Consider the following 17,972-nt stretch of genomic DNA (forward strand, 5'->3'; position numbering starts at 1 on the left):
TGTTGAGGACCGTCGCCCCTATCGTCGGCCCATGCCCCCACAGCCCATCAGGCCGACGACCCTGCCGGTTCTCCCGTACCGCAAGCCCACCCGCGGCCGGGACTACTGGGTCCTGGACAACGTCCTGCCCGACCCGGACGCCGTCCGTGAGCGTTGCCTGGCCCGCAACGACTGGACCGAGGGCTACCCCTACCGCCCGGAGACCTGGCCGGGCCTGCGCACCCTGCCCGGCCTGGAACCCGGCGAACTCGCCCGCGTCGAGGCCCTGGTCCGCAAGGCCACCGGCGCCTCCCGGCTCTGGGTCCAGAGCACCCCGGGCGGCGGCACGCTCAACCACAACTGCGTCCAGGTCGTCGGCGCCGGGGAGTCGGAGTCCCGCCCGCACACCGACTCCCGCGCGCTCTGCCGCTACGCCGCCGTGCTCTACCTGAGCCCCGGCGCACCCAAGGACACGGGCACGAGCTTCTACCGGCAGCAGTTCCCGGGCGGCCGGCTCGGCGGCAACCTCGTCAACGCGCCGCACAACAACCTGGTCGAGGCACTCGGCACCCGGCACGTGCCCGCCGACCACTTCGTCGAGGACGTCCGCGTCCCCAACCGCTACAACCAGCTGCTCCTCTACCACGCCAACCTCATCCACAGCGCCACGAGTTACTACGGCACCGAGCTGGCGGACCGCCGGATGACGGCCGTCTTCTTCTGGATGGCCTGACCGTTCTGGACAACCTGACCGTTCTGGACGGCCTGACGGCGAACCCGACGGACGACGGAACGCATGCGAGCATGGAGCGCATGCGAGTACTGCTGCTCGACGCAGCACCCGGAGCCCTGCTTGACCGCGAGCTGGAACGTCTGGTCGGCCACGGGCTGGCCGTCACGCTGAACCTGCGGCGCGTGGACGACCGGGCGGGTGCCCGGGCCGCTTGGTCCGACCGGGTCGAGTTCGCCGACTTCGACCCGTTCGACGAGGCAGCCCTGATCGCCGAGTTCCGCAATGGTGACGGCTTCCACGCGCTCAAGTCCCGGGCGGGTGTCCCGTTGCGGGCGGCCTTCCTCACGGCGGCCACCGCCCCCGAACTGCCCCACGTGCTACGGGTGATCGGCCGTGCCGGAGCCGGCACCGACCACGTCGACCTCGCCGCCGCCACCCGCCACGGCGTCACCGTCACCCACACCCCGGGATCCAACGCCAACGCCGTCGCCGAGTTCGCCCTCGCCCAACTCCTCGCGCTCACCAGGGAGCTGGCCACTCACAACGAGGCCGCCCACAACGGCCGGTTCGGCGCGCCGGCCACTCCACCGGCCGAGCTGTCCGAACTGACCCTGGGCATCGCCGGCCTCGGCCGCATTGGTCAGGCCCTCGCGACCCGCGCGTCCGCTCTCGGCATGGACGTCCAGGCGCACTCGCGCCGCCCGGCGACACCGCCGATACGCCAGGCCGCCACGCTCGACGCACTCCTGGCCACCAGCGACGTCGTCTCCCTGCATCTGCCGCTCACCCCGCAGACCAGCGGACTGATCGGCCGGCGCGAACTCGCCCTGCTCCGCCCGGGATCGATCCTGCTCAACACCGCCCGCGGCGGCATCGTCGACGAGCAGGCACTTGCCGACGCCCTGCGCGACCCGGCCCACCCCCTGGCAGCGGCCGCCGTAGACACGTTCGCCCATGAGCACGCCGAGTTCGCCTCGCCCCTGTTCGGCCTGCCCAACGCCCTGCTCACCTCGCACGTCGCCGGAATGACCCGAACCGCCATGGCCGAAGCCGCCGTTCGCTGCGCCGACCACCTCGCGGCCCTGCTCGCCGGACGCCCCGACGGCATCCCCGTGGTCACGGGCTGACCTCCGCCCGCGCGCGGGGCTGCGGTCCGTCACCTCGCTGGCCGTCATGGGGCTGCACTGACCTCCGCCCCGCGCGCGGGGCTGCGGCATCACAAGTAGCAGATGGAGCCGCCCCAACGGCCGAACGCCGACAGACCGTCACCCGGTAGGCCGGAGTTCGACGGCGTCCTCCAGTTCGTCCGCCCCGACGTGCTCCAGGCTCGCCCGCGTCAGTGCCGCCGCCAGCCGGGCCAAGCCCTCCGGCGGGACCAGCCCGGCCAGCCCCGCCGGGCTGCCCGGCAGCCCGAGCAGCCTCGCCTGCGCCAGCGTCCGCTCGTCGAAGAACGGCCGCAGCGAGGGCCAGACCGCCTGCGCCTCGCGCCGGAAGATCCCGGATCCGACCGGCCCGACCCGGGGGAACTCCTGCAACAGCTCGCCGATCCTCTCGGACTGGCCCCCGGCGGCGTCGCGCAGGCGCCGGAGGTCGCCGTGCCAACGGTCGAGCAGCAGTTCGGCACCCCGCCCGAGAGCGGTGGCGGTGCTCTCGTCGTACCGCACGTAGTGGGCGCGGGCGAAAGCCGCGATGAGCACGCGCCGCTGCGCCCCGGTCATCCGCTGCGGCGTTCCCAGCCCTGCACCGAACAGCTCACGAGCCGCCGCCGTGGCCGTGGCGGCGCTGATCCGGATCGAGCACAGCACGGTCAGCACGAGCAGTCGGTACAGCGGCGCCGGTGTGTCACGCAGCGTGATGCCCGCTTCCTCCGCGTACGTGGTGCCGTAGCGGTCCAGCAGCGCCGGGACGATCGTCTTCTCGTTCATCGCCCGCCTCCCTCTGCCGGGCACCTGCCCGGGTTGGCGGCCGTCACACCCGGGGAGGCTCGTCCCCATGGATCAGGATGCGCCATCGCCCACCGAAACGATCCGGCCGGAGTGGGCGGAGATCGACGAGCTCCCCACTCTCGACCTCCTCCGGCTGATGAACGCCGAGGACCGGACCGTCCCCGGCGCCGTCGCCGGTCAGCTGGAGCGGATCGCCGCCGTGGTGGAGGCGGTGGCGGCGCGGATGGCGAGCGGCGGGCGGATCGTCTACGCCGGGGCCGGGACGGCGGGACGGCTCGGGGTCCTGGACGCCGCCGAGTGCCCGCCGACCTTCGGCACCGAGCCGGGCCTCGTCATCGGGCTGATCGCGGGCGGCCCCACCGCCGTCACCGAGGCGGCCGAGGGCGCCGAGGACCGCCCCGACCTCGCCGACGCCGACCTGGCGGCACTCGCGCTCACCCCCGCCGACACCGTCATCGGCATCTCCGCCTCCGGCCGCACGCCCTACGCGGTGGCCGCCGTGCGCTACGCCCGCGCGGCCGGGGCGCTGACCGTCGGCCTGGCCTGCAACTCGAACTCGGCGCTGGTACGGGCGGCCGAGCTGGGTATCGAGGTGGTGGTCGGCCCGGAGGCGCTGGCCGGCTCGACCCGGCTGAAGGCGGGCACGGCGCAGAAGCTCGTCCTCAACCTGATCTCGACCGCCGTCATGATCCGGCTCGGCCGGACGTACGGAAATCTGATGGTCGACGTCCGGGCCACCAACACCAAGCTCCGCGACCGGGCCCGCCGGATCGTCGCCGAGGCCACCGGCGCCGACGACGACGCCGTCGCCCGCGCGCTCGCCGCAACCGACGGCCGGGCCAAGGACGCGATCCTGGTCCTGCTCGCGGACGTCGACGCACCGACCGCCGCCCGCCTGCTCGCGGGCTCCGGCGGCCGGCTGCGCGAGGCCCTGAAGCGCGTCTGACAAGAACCCCGCCTGCCAAGCCCAGTGACCCGAGCCTGTCGAAACCAGTCAGCCGGACCTCCCGGCAGTCGATCATTTGACGCGAATACGTCGCCGGTCCCGTACAACCGTTGACCGCGCGCCCCGCCGGACTGTTGGCTCACCACGCGCCGGCCGCCGGGGAGTTCGATGCGGCCCGGCCCGATCCCAGGGGAGGGACCACATGCACCGAGCACGCTCCACCCGCCACGCCCTGCGCGTCGCCTGCACGCTGGCCGCGGCCGCACTGGCCGTCACCGCGGCGGCGCCCGCGCACGCGGACGAACCGAGCGCCACCACCGAGCGGGTGACCGTCGGCCTCGACAGCGCCCAGCCCAACGGCGCCTCGGAAGCTCAAGGCCTCAGCGCGGACGGCCGCTTCGCCGTCTTCACCTCGACGGCTTCGAACCTCGTGCCCGGCGACACCAACGGCAAGTCCGACGTCTTCGTCCGCGACCTGTGGACGGGCGCCATCGAGCGGGAGAACCTCGGCGAGGACGGCGCTCAGGCGAACGGCGACTCGTTCGAGGCCGCCATCAGCGGCAACGGCCGCTACGTGGCCTTCACGTCCTCCGCCACCAACCTCGTGCCCGGAGCCAACCTCGGCCTCTCGGACGTCTACGTCCACGACCGGCTGACCGGCACCACCGAGCTCGTCTCCACCGGCGACGACCCGACGAAGCCCCAGAAGAACAGGTCCTCCGGCAGCCCGTCGATCAGCTGGGACGGCCGGTCCATCGCCTACCAGTCCAACCGGACGGATCTGGCCCCCGGCACGGTCACCTGGGGTGGCGGCAACATCTACGTCACCGACCGCCGGAACGGGGAGACCCGCCTGGTGAGCGTCGGCGCGGACGGCAAGGAGGCCAACAACTCGTCGGCCTCGCCGGTGATCAGCGCCGACGGCGGCTCCGTCGGCTTCGTCTCCAAGGCGACCAACCTGGTCGCCCAGGGCAAGCCCGGCGCCATCACGCCGGACGCCGCCGACAGCGCCAAGGACCCCGCCGACAACGACTTCGCGAGCCTCTCGCCCCGGGCCGGCGACCAGCAGGAGATCCTGAAGCCGCGCTACTACCCGTACTTCGTCCGCAGCCTCGCCGACGAGGAGACCCGTCTCGCCAGCCCCGACGGGAAGGGCAGCTACCGGGGCGCGGTCAGCCCCGGCCTCAGCCCCGACGGCCGGTTCGCGCTCTACTCGACGCCCGTCTCGCACGGCGGCAGCCCGTGGGCGCGCCACTTGGAGGTGTACGTCCGCGACCTGGAGGAGGGCACCGAGCGCTCGGTCGTCGTCGCGCTCCCGGGCACGAAGACCGTCGGCGACTCCTACGGCGCACGGATGACGGCGGACGACCGCTGGGTCTACTTCGACTCGTCGGCGGACAACCTGGTGCCCGGTGACACCAACAAGGTCTCCGACGTGTTCCGGTTCGACCTCTGGAACAACCGCACCGAGCGGGTCAGCGTGGCCACCGACGGCTCACAGACGGCCGGGGCGTCGACCGGTCCGTTCATCGACGCGTACGGCAGCACAGTGGTGTTCACCTCGGAGGACGGCACGCTCGTCCCCGGTGACACCAACAAGGTCCCCGACGTGTTCGTCCGCAAGCCGCTCTCCTGACCCACCCGCAGGACGCAAGCCACCGCCGGCCTGTCACGACTGCGCCCGTGACAGGCGGCCCGCTTCACGCCACGTTGTGCTCACACCCGGTTCACGCATCCCGGCCCACGTCAAACGAAGACTTGTCGCAGGCTCGCTGACTGATGCTTTGTCAACTGTTAACCATCTCAGGTCTACCCGCATAGATCGATCGATGGTGACATGGACACACATGCTCGGCGGACCACGCCGAGCCCGCGTCAGAAAGCATCCCCACATGCTTCGTTCCCACCGCACGGCCCCAGCCATGGCCGCCGTCGTGCTCGCCACCGCCGCGTTCACCGCCGGCGGCACCGCGCACGCCGCCGCCCCCGCCCCCCACGCACCCCGCACCACCCTCGATCAGACCTGCTCGCAGGCCTACCTCCCGCTGCCCGACCCGGCCTGCACCCCGGGCGCCACCAACCCGGACGTCACCCAGGCCACCATCGACGACACCATCTGCGTCCCCGGCTACAGCACCTCGATCCGCCCGCCGTCCAGCTACACCAGCAAGCTGAAGATCCAGCAGATCGCCGAGTACGGCTACGCCGACACCGACCCGTCCGACTACGAGGAGGACCACTTCATCCCGCTGTCCCTCGGCGGCCACCCGCGCGACCCGCGCAACCTCTGGCCGCAGCCGCACTACGCGACCGGCCCCAACGACCACACGGCCCAGGACAAGGACACCGTCGAATACAAGCTCTACCGGGCCGTCTGCAACCACCAGGTGGACCTGGTCCCCGCCCAGCAGGCGATCATCACCGACTGGACGACCGCGCTCCAGGTGCTCGGCCTGGGCTGACCGCCCGAGCGGGGGTGCGGCCCGCCGGCCGCACCCCGGCTCACGGCGTGAGCACGCGCATCACGGCGTGAGCACGCAAATCACGGCGTGAGCGCCCACATCACAGCGTGAGCGCTCGCGCCGAGGCCCTGATCGGCGCCGGGAGGTCGGTGCCGCCCCGCAGGTACCGGTCCACCGCCGCGGCCGCCGCCCGGCCCTCGGCGACGGCCCAGACGATCAGCGACTGCCCGCGCCCGGCGTCCCCGGCGACGAACACGCCGTCCACGCCCGTCGCGAAGCCGTCGTCCCGGGTCAGCGTCCCGCCCGGGCTCGTGGCGAGACCGAGTTGGGCCGTCAGCGGCTGGTCCGGCTCGGGCCCGGCGAAGCCCAGCGCGAGGAGCGCGAGCTCCGCCGGGACGGTTCGCTCGGTGCCCGCCCGGGGGCTGCGGTCGGCGGGCTCGGCCTCGGCGAAGCGAACGGCCCCCAGCCGGCCGTCCGGGCCCGCCTCGAAAGCGACCGTCACCGCGGCGAACACCCGGGGCCCGGCCGCCGCCGCACCGCTCTCCTCGTGCGAGGTGGTCTCCCGGTACACCTTCGGATGCACCGGCCACGGCTGCCCGTCCGCCCGGCGTGCGGGCGGGCGCGGGTTGATGTCGAACTGGGTGACGGACGCCGCCCGCTGCCGGAGCGCCGTGCCCAGGCAGTCGGCCGCGGTGTCCCCACCGCCGACGATCACCACGTGCCGGCCCTCAGCGGACAGCGGCGAGACCGGGCAGTCCCCCTCGTCCACCCGGTTCGCCCAGGTCAGATAGCCGATCGCCTGGTGCACGCCCGGCAGCCCGCGGCCCGCCACCGGCAGGTCCCGGCAGGCGGTGGCGCCCACCGCGACGACCAGCGCGTCGTACCCGGCGCGCAGCTCGCCCGCCGGCACGTCCCGGCCGACGCACACCCCGGTCAGGAAGCGGGTGCCCTCGGCCCGCATCTGGTCGAGCCGCCGGTCCAGCCGGTGCTTCTCCAGCCGGAACGGCGGGATGCCGTAGCGCAGCAGCCCTCCGGGACGGTCCGCCCGCTCGTACACCGTCGTGGCGTGCCCGGCGCGGGTCAGCTGCTGGGCCGCCGCCAGCCCGGCCGGGCCCGAACCGACCACCGCCACCCGCCGGCTGCTCGACCGCTCCGGCGGCTGCGGCCGGTCCCAGCCGCGCTCCCACGCCCGGTCGGCGATCGCCAGCTCCACGTTCTTGATCGTCACCGCCGCCCCGTCGATCGCCAGCACGCACGCGCTCTCGCAGGGCGCCGGGCAGAGCCGCCCGGTGAACTCGGGGAAGTTGTTGGTCGCCAACAGCCGTGCCGCCGCCGCCCGCCAGTCGTCCTCGGCCACCAGCCGGTTCCACTCCGGTATGAGGTTCCCCAGCGGGCAGGCGCTGTGGCAGAACGGCAGGCCGCAGTCCATGCACCGGCCCGCCTGCCCGCCCACCACCGGGAGCAGCGCCCGCGGGCGGTACACCTCTTGCCAGTCCCCCACGCGCTCCCGTGCGTCCCGCCGCGCCCGCTCCTCGCGCGGGGTGGTGAGGAAGGCCATCCGGTCTGCCATCGCGGCCTCCGGCAGGGCGTGCCGACACGGACCCGGCGGCCCACCCGGCGGGACGCGCCACCGTGTGGCCACCGTACGCCCACGAAGGACCACGGGGGAAGCGGCTATTGCGACGGACTTCCGGACCGCCGGGTGAAGTCCATGGTCCAGTTGGTCAGCCAGGTCTCGCCGCCGTCCGTCGAGAAGGCCTGCTCCCAGTGCGCGGAGTCGGCCGTGACGCCCGACCAGACGAAGCGCGCCCGCACCGGCGTGCCCGCGTGGGTGTCGTCCCCGTGGAACTCGCCCCGGCCGTCCCGCCACCGGCCGGTGACCGGCGGGAAGAGCGTGCCGGTGCGGCTGCTGGACCAGTACAGCGACCACTCCTCGCGCACCGGGTCGTACAGCCGCAGGGTGAGCCCGGCGAAGCCCTTCGTCGGGAACTCGATCTCGTCGAAGTTCGCCGCCCCGCCGAAGTGGCGCGAGCCCCGGGTGACGGCCGGGAACTCCTCCCACGGGCTCTGCGGGTCGAGGAAGTCGGCGCGACGGCGGTTGATCACGTCCCAGCCGCCGACGAGGAAGTCGAAGTCGTCGATCCCGTTCATCGTGTGCGTCTCAAGTGCCATGGCTGGACGCTACGGCCGCTTCCCTGACATCGTGTGTCAGTGAAGTCCAGCCGCCTGCTGTCGATCCTGCTCATGCTCCAGACCAACGGCCGGATGACCGCCCAGCGGCTCGCCGAGGAGCTGGAGGTCTCGGTGCGCACCGTGTACCGGGACGTCGAGGCACTCCAGGCCGCCGGGGTGCCGGTGTACGCGGACGCCGGGCACGGCGGCGGGTACCAGGTGCTCGCCGGCTACCGCACCCGGCTGACCGGGCTGAACGCCGGCGAGGCGGAGGCGCTCTTCCTGTCCGGGCTGCCCGGCCCGGCCGCCGCCCTCGGGCTCGGCCCCGCGCTCGCCGCCGCCCAGCTGAAGCTGCGGGCCGCGCTGCCGCCCGAACTGCGGGCGGACGCGGACCGGATGCGCGCCCGGTTCCACCTGGAGGCGCCCGGCTGGTACGCGGAGGACGACGACGTCCCGTACCTGCCGCAGGTCGCCGATGCGGTGTGGCGCGGCCGGGTGCTCCAGGTGCGCTACCGCCGCTGGAAGGAGCCGACCGATGTCGACCGCCGGCTGGAGCCGTACGGCCTGGTGCTGAAGGCGGGCCGCTGGTACGTCGTCGCCGGGCCCGGGCCGCGCACCTTCCGGGTCGACCAGATCCTCGAACTCGTCGAATTGGAAGAGGAGTTCACCCCACCGGACGACTTCTTCCTGGCCGCCTGGTGGCGCCGCTACGAAGCCGACTTCCACGCCCGTCTGCACCGCGCCGAGGCCGTGGTGCTGCTCGCCCCCGGCGCGGCGGCCCGGCTGGGCGGCGCCGCCGCACGGGCGGCCGGCGCCACCGGTACGCCCGAGCCGGACGGCCGGACCAGGGTGGTGCTGCCGATCGAGTCGCTCGACCAGGCGCACGCCGCGTTCCTCGCGCTCGGCACCGACGTCGAGGTCCTCGCCCCGCCCGAGCTGCGCGCCCGCCTCGCCGACACCGCCCGCGCCCTCGCCCACCGGTACACCGGCACCTGACCCCTCACCCCGCCCGAATCCACCGCCGGCCACCCACCACAAGCGCGCCCGCAACCACCGCCCCACCTGAAGCCGCCGTGCACACGCCAGGGAGAATCTGACGCATGACCCACACCGTGCTGATCGCCGAGGACGACCGCGCCATCCGCGACTCCCTCACCCGCGCCCTGCAGCTGCAGGGCTACCGCGTGAGCACCGCCGCGGACGGCGTCCAGACGCTCGCCGCCCTCGCCGAACAGCGCCCGGACCTGTTGGTCCTGGACGTGATGATGCCTGCCCCGGACGGCCTGGAGATCTGCCGCCGGCTGCGCGAGGCGGGTGACCGCACGCCGGTCCTCATGCTCACCGCCCGGGTCGAGGTGCTGGACCGGATCGCCGGGCTCGACGCCGGGGCGGACGACTACCTGGTCAAGCCCTTCGACGTGGGCGAGCTGTTCGCGCGCCTGCGGGCGCTGCTGCGCCGCCACCCGCCGGAGCCCGCCGAGGACGTCCTCGCCGTCGGTGACCTGCGGGTCGAGCCGGTCGCCCGCCGGGCCTGGCGCGCCGGTGCGGAACTGGAGCTGTCCCGCACCGAGTTCGACCTGCTGGAGCTGCTGACCCGGAACGCGGGCGCGGTGCTCGACCAGGCCACGGTGTACGAGCGGATCTGGGGCTACGACTTCGGCCCCGGCTCGAAGAACCTCGCGGTCTTCATCGGCTACCTGCGCCGCAAGCTCGACCGCCCCGGCCTGGCACCGCTGATCCACACCGTCCGCGGCGTCGGCTACACGCTGCGTGAGTCGTGACCGGGCCGGGCCGGTTCCGGCTACGCCCGGGGCTGCGCACCACCCTCTCGCTGGCGTTCGCCGCGATGGCCGCGCTGGTGGCGGTGCTGATCGGCGCGCTGGGCTACCACGCCGCCGCCCGGCTGATCCGCGACGACGAGAAGGCCGACTTCACCGCCGCCGTCCATTCGGTGCGCGACCAGGTCGGCCGGGAGACGCTGTTCCCGGGGGACTTCAACGGCCCGAGCGGGCTGAACGAGGAGTTGCTGCGCCCGATCCGGGTCACCGCGCAGTCGCTCAACCCCGACGGCGTCATGCTCCCGGCCACCGCCCGGTTCAACCTCCCGTCCACGACGGGCGACCGCGAGCTCGCCCGGTCCGGCACCCCCGCCCGCACGCTGATCGGCCTGCGCCGGCTCGACGGCGACAGCTACCGGGTGGCCGTGATCTCGCTCGGCGGCGGCCGGGGCGCGGTCCAGATCGTGCAGCAACTCGGCGAGGTCGAGGAGCTGTTGGCGACCCTGCGGGAGCGGATGGCGGGCGTGGTGGCCGCCGTCGTGGTGACCGCGGGCGGGGCCGGCTGGCTGCTCGCCCGGCGGATCTCCGGACGGCTGGTGCGCCTCACCGACGTGGCAGAACTGGTCGCCGCCAACGGCCGGTTGGACGTCCCGGTGCCCGCCGCCGGGAACGACGAGGTCGGCCGGCTCGGCCGGGCCTTCGACCGGATGCTCGGCCGGCTCGCCACGGCCAAGGACAACCAGCGCCGGCTCGTCCAGGACGCCGGGCACGAACTGCGCACGCCGCTGACCAGCCTGCGCACCAACCTCGCCGTGCTCCCGAGCCTCGACCGGCTGCCACCCGCCGAACGGATCGCGCTGATGGACGATCTGGCGGAGGAGGCCCGGGAGTTGACCGCGCTCGTGGACGAGCTGGTGGCGCTCGCCGCCGAGCAGAAGGCGAACGAGGAGCCGGTCGACGTGGTGCTGGCCGACATCGTCCGCGAGGCCGCCGCCCAGGCCCGGCGGCGCACCGGCCGGGAGATCACCGTCGAGGCCGACGACACCGTGGTCACCGCCCGCGCGGACGCGCTGGCCCGCGCGGTGGGCAACCTGTTGGACAACGCGGCCAAGTTCGACCCGGCGGGCGCCGCCCCGATCGACGTGGTGGTGCGCGGCCCCCGGGTCGAGGTGCGCGACCGCGGCCCGGGGATCGACCCGGCCGATCTGGAGCACGTCTTCGACCGCTTCTACCGGGCCACCGCCGCGCGCAGCCTGCCCGGTTCCGGGCTCGGCCTGGCCATCGTGCACGAGGTCGCCCACTCGCACGGCGGCACCGCCTTCGCCGTCAACCGGGACGGCGGCGGCGCGGTGATCGGCTTCACGCTGGACGACTGATGACAGGGCCCCGATGTGCCGCGCGGCTTCCAGGCACCGTCACACCGCGGCCAGCAGCCCCCGCCCGAGCCAGTCGGCGTCGTCCTTCGCACCCGGCAGGACGAAGAAGTACCCGCCACCGGTCGGCGAGATGTAGTCCACCAGCGGCTCGTCGACGAGCCGGGTCTGGGTGGCCTCGAACTGTCGCACCACGTCCTGCTGGTAGCAGCAGAAGACCAGACCCATGTCCAGGTTGCCGGCCTTGTCGACGCCGCGGTCGTAGTTGAAACCGCGGCGCAGGATGCGCGAGTTGTCGGTGTCGGCGGTGCGCGGGTTGGCGAGCCGGATGTGCGCCTTGAGCGGGATCGCCTTGCCCTCGGGGTCCTTGCCGTACTCGGGGGCGTCGGCCTCCCGGTGGCCGTCCAGCGGGGCGCCGGTGTCGCGGCGGCGGCCGAACATCTTCTCCTGCTCGGCGAGCGAGACGCGGTCCCAGAACTCGATGAGCATGCGGATGATCCGGATCACCTGGTAGCTGCCGCCGGTCGCCCAGGCGGGCTCGCCCGTGCCGTCGGTGACCCAGACCAGCCGGTCCATCTCGCGGGCCGAGTTCGTGTCCGGGTTGACGATGCCGTCCTTGAAGCCGAGCAGGTTGCGCTGGGCGCCGTCGGGGCGGGACGGGTTCTGGAAGCCGTCGATCCGCCAGAGGATCTGCATCGCGCCGCGGGTGTGCCGGGTGATGTCGCGCAGGGCGTGCAGCACGGTGTCCTGGCGGTCGGCGCAGATCTGCAGCGAGAGGTCACCGTGTAGTTCGGCGGCCTGCAGGTTGTCGTTCGGGAAGGTCTTCATCGGGGCGAGTTTGACCGGCTTGGCCTTGGCCAGCCCGTAACGGTCGTCGAACAGCGAGGCGCCGACACCGACCGTCACGGTGAGGCGGTCGGTGGGCAGAGTCGGCCCGAGGATGCCGCTGTCGGACGGCGGCGCGCCGACGCCGAGGTCCGGCGGGGTGCCGCCGGCGGTGAGGAAGCGGATCCGCTCGGTCAGGGTCCTGAACAGGTCCTCCAGGCCCTTGCGGTCCTGGACGATCACCTGGCAGGAGACGAAGGCCGCGTAGCCCGGGGCCGGGGTGGTGACGCCGGCCTGGTGGGCGCCGTGGAACGGGACGGCCCCGCCCGTGTCCTGGTGGCTGTCGCCGGCGGCGGCCGGCCCGGTGGCGAGGGTGACCGCCGCTCCGGCGCCGGCCAGGACGGCGGCTCCGGCGCCTGCGCCGAGCGCGGCGCGGACGAAGCTGCGGCGGGCCGGGCCGGCCGGGCAGCCGCCCTGCTCGGCGATCCCGGCCTCCTCGGCGAGCTGAGCGGCGGAGGCGTCCTGGACGGCCGACGCGGCGTGCGGGAACGGGCAGGAGCCTCCGCTGGCTGCAATGTGGTCGGTCATCAGGCGGCCTTCCGGATCTCGAGCAGGGCGGGGATGGGAGCGAGGTCTTCGAGCAGCTGGCCGGTGGCGCCGTTGAGCCGGCGGCGGGTGTCGGCGGGCAGCTTGTCCAGCGAGGTCCAGCCCTCGGGCCCGCGAGCGGCGGCGACGAGGTCACCGACCCGCTTCATCCCGGCGTTGACCCGGGTGAGCACCTGCGGGTCGCGCTCGTCGAGCAGTGGTTGAAGGACGGTCAGCAGCTCCTGGGTGCCGGCCAGGTTGGCCTGGGTGGTGGCCAGGGTGGTGCCGCTGCCCATGTCGGTGTCGCCGGTCAGCTCGAACTGGAGGGTGTTCTCCAGGATCTCGTGGGCGCGCAGCGGCAGGTCCCGCGGGTCGAGTTCCTGGCCCGGGAAGTCGTGGACGAGCTTGGCGACGTCGTCGGCGAGCTGGTCGGCGACGGGCGTCAGGTCGGCGGACGGCTGGTCATGCCAGAGGCCGTACTCCAGGCGCAGGAAGCCGGTGAAGTCCTTGTCCCGGGTCTTGTCGGCGAGGCCGTCGGCGCGGCCGTTGATCTTGCCGTCGAGGTCGGCGAAGGTGCCGTAGGCGGCGCCGAGCGAGGCGTACCGGAGGTGGGCGGCGAGCCAGTCGGCCCGGGCGGTGGCGAGGTCGCCCGCGTGGACGTCGGCCTGGAGCTTCCGCGTCTGCTCCTGGAGGGTCGCGAGGCCCTTGGTGACGTAGTCCTTGTAGCTGTCGAGCGGGCCCTTGAGGTCGTCCTCGGCGACCGGCTTTACGGCCTTGACCTCGGTGCCGCCGGTGACGTGCACGGCGGCCGAGGTGACGGACCTGCCGCCGGTCGGCACGCAGCGCCAGGCGTAGTCGCCGGAGCCGATGGTGGCGGTCAGGGCGCGGGTGGTGCCGGGAGCCAGGCCCTCGATCTCGCCGTAGACGGCGCCGCTGGCCGGGTTGACGAGGTAGACCTCGGAGACCTTGTCGCCGGTGTTGTGCATCTGGAAGACCTGCTGGCCGGGCAGCGGCGTGGTGAAGCCCTTGCCGCACTCGCCCTCGGAGACGGCGACGGTGGAGGAGCCGTCCTTCTTGCCGTCAGTAACCGCGATGACGGCGCCGGCGACGACGGCCGGGACGGCGACCAGCGCGGCCGGGAGCACCCAGCGCGGACGGCCGGAGCGGGCCGGTCCGGCGGCCCCGGTGGTCCCGGCGGCCTTCTCGGTCCTCGCCTCGGAGGCGGCCAAGGTGGCCTTGCCGTCGCGAACGCCCTCGACGAACAGCGTCATCACGATGCACAGGTAGGCGACGTAGCCGACGACCTGCAGGACCGTCATGGTGACGGTCAGGTTGAGGGTGCCCTGGACCAGCGTGGCGTACCAGGAGGAGGCGTCCAGGTGGCCGCTCAGGTCGAAGGCGTACGAGGTGCCGCCACCGACCAGCCCGGACTCCTGGAGGTCGCGCAGGCCGTAGCCGAGCACGCCCGCCGCGATCACGATCAGTCCGGCGCCGGTGATGGTGAAGAACCGGGTGAGGTTCATCCTGAGTGCCCGGCGGTACAGGCCCCAGCACAGGCCGGCCGACAGTACCAGGCCGACGGCGGCGCCGATCAGCGGGCCGGTGGACTCGCCGGCGGCGCGGACGTTCGTCCACAGGAAGAGCGACGTCTCCAGGCCCTCCCGGGCGACGGCGAGGAAGCTGGTGAGCACCAAGGCTCCGGCGCCCAGCGCGAGCGAGGCCTGGACCTTCTCCCTGATCTCGGCGGAGAGGGTGCGCGCCGCGCGGCGCATCCAGAACACCATCGCGGTGACGAAGCCGACCGCGATCAGGCTCAGCACCCCGCCGAACGCCTCCTGGGCGTGGCCGGAGAGGTTGGCGGCGGTGAAGGTGAGCACCGCGCCGAAGCTGAGGCTGAGGGCGACGGCCGCCGCCACGCCCGTCCACACCTGGGACAGCCGGCCCTTCTGGTCGAAGCGGACCAGGGTGGCGACCAGGATCGACACGATCAGCCCCGCCTCCAGGCCTTCGCGCAACCCGATCAGAAGGCTGGGAAACGCCTCATCCCACACAGCGGGCTCCTCCCCCGGCACCTCCGGGTCGCCGGTCCTCACGAGCCCCACCGCGGGGTGGCGGCGGGACGGCACAGCCGAACGCCCCGGACGGGTGGTCCAGGGCGTTTCGGATTAGCTTAGGCAAACCTTAGACATGCCGGGGGCTTTCTGGCACACCGTCAAGGTAAAGGATTGGTGTGAGGCAGCCGCTCAGCCCCACCAGTGCTCCGGGGCAGCTTCCGCCTCAGTAGGCGGCTCGGCCGGAACGGTGACGACCTCGGCGACCGTCACGAGCAGTCCGCCACCGTCCGCCTCGGCTACCCGATGGCCGGACTCGCGCAGCACGGCGGCCACCGCCCCGAGGACGGCCGCGCGCACCCCCTCGGGCGGCAGCCCGTCCGGCGACCAGTCGACCACCACTCCCTCCGGGCGATGACCGATCCTCAGCCGGGACGGGCCCGGAGCGGTGTCGAATCCGGCGCGGGCGAGGACCATGGTCACGCCCTCGAAGAGTTCACGGTGATCCACCATTGGCGCAGCGTAGGCCCAGCAGCGCACAACCCCCGGGTGCGGCACGCGCCGGAACGTTCGACGCTACCCGGCCGCAGCACCGACACCTCCCGGACGGCCGATCCGAGCCCCGGGGGCCCGTCCGGCCCGACACGAGCGACCGGACGGCCCGATGGACGTGCACAGTCGGCCCCCTGCCGACAGCATGACAGAGTAAGCGCCCCATCACCCTGAGCAACGGGGCCAGCGAGTCATCCGCTCCGCGCGCCGGCCACGCCGGCGGTCCCGCATCGAGAGGTCCCATGATCACATCACTCCGCCGGCCGGCGTTCTCGCCGGCGGGCCTCCAGCACGGCACGCCGAGGACGCCGGGGAGCCCGTCGTGAGAACCGACCAGCAGTCGCAGCCGGGACCGGTGACCACCAGCACGCGCGCCGAGCCCGCGAACAAGGCCGAGGCCCTCGCCGACTGGGCCGACGGCCGCCTCGGCATCTACTCCCTGGCCAAGGCCAACCTGCGCAAGATCTTCCCCGACCACTGGTCCTTCATGTTGGGCGAGATCGCGCTCTACACCTTCGTCATCATCATCCTGACCGGCGTCTGGCTGACCCTGTTCTTCCGGCCGAGCATGGGCGAGGTGGTCTACGACGGCTCCTACGTCCCGCTCAAGGGCATCCCGATGTCCGAGGCCTACGCGTCGACCCTCGACATCAGCTTCGACATCCGCGGCGGCCTGCTGATCCGTCAGATCCACCACTGGTCGGCGATCGTGTTCGTCGCCGCGATGCTGACGCACATGATGCGCGTCTTCTTCACCGGCGCGTTCCGCAAGCCGCGCGAGATCAACTGGGTCTTCGGCGCGCTGCTGCTGTTCCTCGGCATGTTCGACGGCTTCATGGGCTACTCGCTGCCGGACGACCTGCTCTCCGGTACCGGTATCCGGTTCATGGAGGGCGCGATCCTGGCGATGCCGATCGTCGGCACGTACCTGCAGTTCTTCTTCTTCGGCGGGCAGTTCCCGGGCGTCCTCATCGTGCCGCGGCTGTTCACCGTGCACATCCTGCTGATCCCCGGGATCATGGTGGGCCTGCTCGCGGCGCACCTGATCCTGGTCTTCTACCACAAGCACACCCAGTTCGCCGGGCCGGGCCGCACCAACGAGAACGTGGTCGGCATGCCGCTGCTGCCGGTCTACACGGCCAAGGCGGGCGGCTTCTTCTTCCTGGTCTTCGGCGTGATCTCGGCCATGGCGGCGATCGCCACGGTCAACCCGATCTGGGCGTACGGCCCGTACCGGCCCGACCAGGTGTCCACGGACGCCCAGCCGGACTGGTACATGGGCTTCTCCGAGGGCCTGGTCCGCGTGATGCCCGGCTGGGAGATCAGCGTGTGGGGCGGCCACACCCTGAACCTCGGGGTGTTCATCCCGTTGATCATCTTCCCGACCGTGCTGGTGGGCCTCTGGGGCTACCCGTTCATCGAAGCCTGGATCACCGGGGACCGCGGCGAGCACCACATGGCCGACCGTCCACGCAACCACCCGGTCCGCACGGCCTACGGCGCGGCCTGGATGGGCCTGTACCTGGTCCTGTTGGCCGGTGGCGGAAACGACCTGCTCGCCACCCACTTCCACCTGTCGATCAACGCGATCACCTACTTCGTGCGGGCCGGCTTCTTCGCCGTACCGATCATCATCTTCGTGGTCACCAAGCGGTGGTGCCTGGGCCTCCAGCGGCGTGACAAGGAGAAGGTGCTCCACGGCCGGGAGACCGGCGTCATCAACCGGCTCCACCACGGCGAGTACATCGAGGTGCACGCGCCGCTGCCGCAGGGCCGGCTCTACACCCTCACCGCGCACGAGCAGCCGGAGCCGGTCGTGCTGGCGCCCGAGGTGGACGAGAACGGGGTGGTCCGCAAGGCCGGGCTGTTCACCCGTGCGCGGGCCAAGCTGTCCCGCGGCTTCTACGGCGAGGGCAGCCAGATCGCCAAGCCCACCGCCGAGGAGCACCAGGAGATCGCCAGCGGCCACGGCCACCACTGATCGCCCCGCAGACGCGACGAGGGCCCGCCGAACCCGGCGGGCCCTCGTTCGTGGAGTCAGCCGCGCAGGAGCGCGGGCACGGCCGCGAACAGGGCCGCCGCCAGGGTGACGGACAGGCAGAGGGCGGCCCAGCGCGCGCAGATCCGCCGGCACTCGCTGCGGTAGCGGGCGGCCAGCTGGCGGCAGCGCTCGACGGCGCGGTCGACGACCTCCTCGGCGTAGCGCAGCCGGTCGGCGGCGTAGGCCCGCTCCAGGCTCTCCCGCTCCGCGGCCGGCAGCCACGAGAACTGCCCTGCGAAGGCCCGGGCGTCCCGTTCGGCCTCCGCGACCTCCGCCTCCCAGGCGAGGAAGCCCTCCAGCCGGGCGATCTCCACCCGGGCGTTCACCCGGGCGCCGCCGCCGGAGGACCCGTTCCGCCGGGGGGTCCGTGCTCTCGGCGGACGCTGTCTGCCACCCATTGACCGCTCCTTCGTCCAGCCCCCCGCCTTCGCAGCGAAAGCACGCAACTACTATCAGTGACGACCCGAAGGGGGCGGAGCGACTCGCCGAACCCCTGGACGGCACGTGCCGGACGGTCAGGCCCGAACAC

General features: G+C 73.0%; 16 protein-coding genes. 9 read left to right on the forward strand and 7 right to left on the reverse strand.

Annotated elements, in window-relative coordinates:
* Nucleotides 1–31 precede the first annotated feature (31 nt).
* Both F7Q99_RS00680 and F7Q99_RS00685 read left to right on the forward strand, forming a co-directional pair.
* On the forward strand, nt 32–712 hold the full coding sequence (locus F7Q99_RS00680; RefSeq protein WP_153459590.1) for a DUF6445 family protein: 681 nt from the start codon (nt 32–34) through the stop codon (nt 710–712).
* 80 nt (nt 713–792) lie between these two features.
* The gene (locus F7Q99_RS00685; protein ID WP_230210119.1) at nt 793–1,839 is read left to right on the forward strand and encodes an NAD(P)-dependent oxidoreductase; all 1,047 of its coding nucleotides are present in this window, start codon (nt 793–795) and stop codon (nt 1,837–1,839) included.
* 138 nt (nt 1,840–1,977) lie between these two features.
* Here F7Q99_RS00685 and F7Q99_RS00690 read toward each other — a convergent pair whose 3' ends face one another.
* Nucleotides 1,978–2,637 (reverse strand): endonuclease, encoded by a 660-nt coding sequence (locus tag F7Q99_RS00690; RefSeq protein WP_153459592.1) that lies wholly within the window; start codon nt 2,635–2,637, stop codon nt 1,978–1,980.
* 67 nt (nt 2,638–2,704) lie between these two features.
* On the opposite strand from F7Q99_RS00690, the gene murQ reads away from it, so the two are divergent.
* The 3 genes from murQ (at nt 2,705) to F7Q99_RS00705 (ending at nt 6,066) form a co-directional block, all read left to right on the forward strand.
* The gene (gene murQ / locus F7Q99_RS00695) at nt 2,705–3,604 is read left to right on the forward strand and encodes an N-acetylmuramic acid 6-phosphate etherase (RefSeq protein ID WP_153459593.1); all 900 of its coding nucleotides are present in this window, start codon (nt 2,705–2,707) and stop codon (nt 3,602–3,604) included.
* A 202-nt stretch (nt 3,605–3,806) separates the two neighbouring features.
* A complete protein-coding gene (locus tag F7Q99_RS00700; protein WP_153459594.1) occupies nt 3,807–5,240 on the forward strand; it encodes a TolB-like translocation protein in 1,434 nt (477 codons plus the stop codon).
* Between the two features lie 256 nt (nt 5,241–5,496).
* Nucleotides 5,497–6,066, forward strand: a complete 570-nt coding sequence (locus tag F7Q99_RS00705) for a hypothetical protein (protein ID WP_153459595.1) — start codon at nt 5,497–5,499, stop codon at nt 6,064–6,066.
* 100 nt (nt 6,067–6,166) lie between these two features.
* On the opposite strand, the gene F7Q99_RS00710 is transcribed toward F7Q99_RS00705, so the two are convergent.
* Both F7Q99_RS00710 and F7Q99_RS00715 read right to left on the reverse strand, forming a co-directional pair.
* Nucleotides 6,167–7,636: a glutamate synthase subunit beta gene (locus F7Q99_RS00710; RefSeq protein WP_153459596.1), complete on the reverse strand. Its 1,470-nt coding sequence runs from the start codon at nt 7,634–7,636 to the stop codon at nt 6,167–6,169.
* Between the two features lie 104 nt (nt 7,637–7,740).
* A complete protein-coding gene (locus F7Q99_RS00715) occupies nt 7,741–8,217 on the reverse strand; it encodes a hypothetical protein (protein WP_153465651.1) in 477 nt (158 codons plus the stop codon).
* A gap of 60 nt (nt 8,218–8,277) precedes the next feature.
* Here F7Q99_RS00715 and F7Q99_RS00720 point away from each other — a divergent pair, with 60 nt between their 5' ends.
* The 3 genes from F7Q99_RS00720 (at nt 8,278) to F7Q99_RS00730 (ending at nt 11,392) form a co-directional block, all read left to right on the forward strand.
* Entirely contained in the window at nt 8,278–9,234 is a 957-nt protein-coding gene (locus F7Q99_RS00720; RefSeq protein ID WP_326846107.1) for a helix-turn-helix transcriptional regulator, read from the forward strand.
* Between the two features lie 104 nt (nt 9,235–9,338).
* Complete coding sequence (locus F7Q99_RS00725; RefSeq protein WP_153459597.1) at nt 9,339–10,019, forward strand: response regulator transcription factor; 681 nt, start codon at nt 9,339–9,341, stop codon at nt 10,017–10,019.
* Nucleotides 10,016–11,392 carry a sensor histidine kinase gene (locus F7Q99_RS00730; RefSeq protein ID WP_326846108.1) on the forward strand — a complete coding sequence of 459 codons (1,377 nt, stop codon included), beginning with the start codon at nt 10,016–10,018 and terminating at the stop codon, nt 11,390–11,392. Before F7Q99_RS00725 ends, F7Q99_RS00730 begins: the two co-directional genes overlap by 4 nt.
* A 39-nt stretch (nt 11,393–11,431) precedes the next feature.
* Here the strand turns inward: F7Q99_RS00730 and efeB are convergent, their stop codons facing one another.
* From efeB to F7Q99_RS00745, 3 genes are all read right to left on the reverse strand, one after another.
* Nucleotides 11,432–12,802: an iron uptake transporter deferrochelatase/peroxidase subunit gene (gene efeB, locus F7Q99_RS00735; RefSeq protein ID WP_153459598.1), complete on the reverse strand. Its 1,371-nt coding sequence runs from the start codon at nt 12,800–12,802 to the stop codon at nt 11,432–11,434.
* A complete protein-coding gene (efeU, locus tag F7Q99_RS00740) occupies nt 12,802–14,850 on the reverse strand; it encodes an iron uptake transporter permease EfeU (RefSeq protein ID WP_326846109.1) in 2,049 nt (682 codons plus the stop codon). The genes efeB and efeU overlap by 1 nt, the downstream gene beginning before the upstream one ends.
* A gap of 192 nt (nt 14,851–15,042) precedes the next feature.
* Nucleotides 15,043–15,363 carry a hypothetical protein gene (locus tag F7Q99_RS00745; protein WP_153459599.1) on the reverse strand — a complete coding sequence of 107 codons (321 nt, stop codon included), beginning with the start codon at nt 15,361–15,363 and terminating at the stop codon, nt 15,043–15,045.
* A 394-nt stretch (nt 15,364–15,757) separates the two neighbouring features.
* Here F7Q99_RS00745 and qcrB point away from each other — a divergent pair, with 394 nt between their 5' ends.
* The gene (gene qcrB, locus F7Q99_RS00750; protein WP_326847168.1) at nt 15,758–17,383 is read left to right on the forward strand and encodes a cytochrome bc1 complex cytochrome b subunit; all 1,626 of its coding nucleotides are present in this window, start codon (nt 15,758–15,760) and stop codon (nt 17,381–17,383) included.
* Nucleotides 17,384–17,439: 56 nt separating this feature from the next.
* On the opposite strand, the gene F7Q99_RS40280 is transcribed toward qcrB, so the two are convergent.
* Entirely contained in the window at nt 17,440–17,841 is a 402-nt protein-coding gene (locus F7Q99_RS40280; RefSeq protein ID WP_195910964.1) for a hypothetical protein, read from the reverse strand.
* Nucleotides 17,842–17,972 lie beyond the last annotated feature (131 nt).

The organism is Streptomyces kaniharaensis (assembly GCF_009569385.1).
Taxonomy (GTDB): Bacteria; Actinomycetota; Actinomycetes; order Streptomycetales; family Streptomycetaceae; genus Kitasatospora; species Kitasatospora kaniharaensis.